Genomic DNA, 1591 nt, shown 5'->3' with positions numbered 1-1591 from the left:
AATATCGCTGCAAGAGCCGTTGAAGTCAATCAGCGGATAGTAGCATGTAATGAAGTCAAAGCCATAACAGGAATTGAGATGGAGCATAGTTACAAGCCCCCGGTTTCAACCGGGGGTAATTGACTCAAGCCCCATATGTCCCAGGATATGATGATAATGTTCCGGGGGCATCAATGAATAAAAAGCTTTCTGGACAACCTCGCTTAATGCAGGATGGATATGCATTCCCCGGATTACAGGCTCCGGATTTTCTTCGTTTGTATACATGAGGTTCACGATCTCCTGTATAAGGATAGATGCATACGGGCCTATGATATGGGCGCCTAATATCTGTTTGGTATTTTTTTCCAATATGATCTTCACAAAATAATCTTTTACATCCATCGCGTTTCCTTTTGCCGTATCTTCATATTTATGAAAACCAATCAGCGTGTTTGCCTGTCCGTATTTTTCAATGGCTTCTTTTTCTACCATTCCAACTCTTGCTATCTCAGGATATGAAAAAACAGCATAAGGGACTGCATGATAATCTATTTTTATCTTCTGTTTCATGATCGCATTATAGAAAACGACCCTTGATTCATAATTTGCCACGTGCTTGAAGAGATATTTTCCATTAGCATCCCCAAAAGCCCATACACCAGGCCGGGTTGTTTCAAGAAATTCATTCACGACAATCCATCCTCTCGCATCTGTATTTATTCCCCCTTTCTCAGGATGCAGTATGTCATGATTTGGCCCTCGTCCTGAAGCAACTAAGATCTCATCAACAATAAATTCAACTTTTTCCGCTTCGCCCCGGGCAATAACTTTTTTCTTCCCATCTGCTGTTGTCTGCACTTCTTCAACTTCATGACCTGTGATGATGTCCATGAATCCGGACATATCTCTTTTTGCCAGCATTGAAATTTCCGGTTCTTCCTCAGGGATGTACTGCTTGTTCCTTCCTATAATAGTCACTTTAGAACCCATTGAGGAGAAAAATGGCCATACTCTGCTGCTATGTATCCACCGCCGATTATGGCAATACTTGCTGAAAGTTTCGTCATTTCCAATACAGTATCACTTGTAAGATAACCTGCTTCCTCCAGCCCCTTTACTTGCGGTATGATAGTTTTTGAGCCGGTACAGAGAAATATCATTTTTGAAGTAATGGTCATGGCGCCAACTTTCATAGTATATGGTGACACAAATTCTGCAATATCGTGATAATAATCAATATTCGGGTCGCTGGAAAGTCCAATACGTATGGATTCAATGTCTTCTGAAATAATTGACCTCATTCTATCCATAATATAATTGAAATCAACATTTTTCAATTCTACATCTATACCGAATTTTCCTGCTGTTCCTATTGTCCTTATAAGTTCAGCAGGGTATAGCAGGAGTTTGGAAGGTATGCATCCACGGGTAAGGCATATTCCGCCCGGTTCATCTTTATCAATTACGGCAATTTTGAAACCAGGATTTGTTTCAAGGATTGTGCCAACATAATTCATTCCTGAACCTGTTCCGATGACGATCAGGTCATATTTCTTTATATCAGAATTTTCCAATAAATTCCCCTTTAATTAAAAAGTAATTCACTTAA

The 1591-nt window shown here is 39.8% G+C and carries 2 protein-coding genes; both read right to left on the bottom strand.

Annotated features, from left to right (window positions below):
* Nucleotides 1-105: 105 nt before the first annotated feature.
* Nucleotides 106-960: an FAD-dependent oxidoreductase gene (locus MNV_RS21020; RefSeq protein ID WP_306453637.1), complete on the bottom strand. Its 855-nt coding sequence runs from the start codon at nt 958-960 to the stop codon at nt 106-108.
* Nucleotides 957-1556 (bottom strand): FAD-dependent oxidoreductase, encoded by a 600-nt coding sequence (locus tag MNV_RS21015; RefSeq protein WP_306453636.1) that lies wholly within the window; start codon nt 1554-1556, stop codon nt 957-959. Before MNV_RS21015 ends, MNV_RS21020 begins: the two co-directional genes overlap by 4 nt.
* Nucleotides 1557-1591: the final 35 nt, after the last annotated feature.

Origin of the sequence: Candidatus Methanoperedens nitratireducens, from assembly GCF_900196725.1 — an archaeon.
Taxonomy (GTDB): domain Archaea; phylum Halobacteriota; class Methanosarcinia; order Methanosarcinales; family Methanoperedenaceae; genus Methanoperedens; species Methanoperedens nitroreducens_A.
The sequence above is the reverse complement of the archived record's forward strand: the minus strand, read 5'-3'. Positions and strand labels throughout refer to the sequence as shown.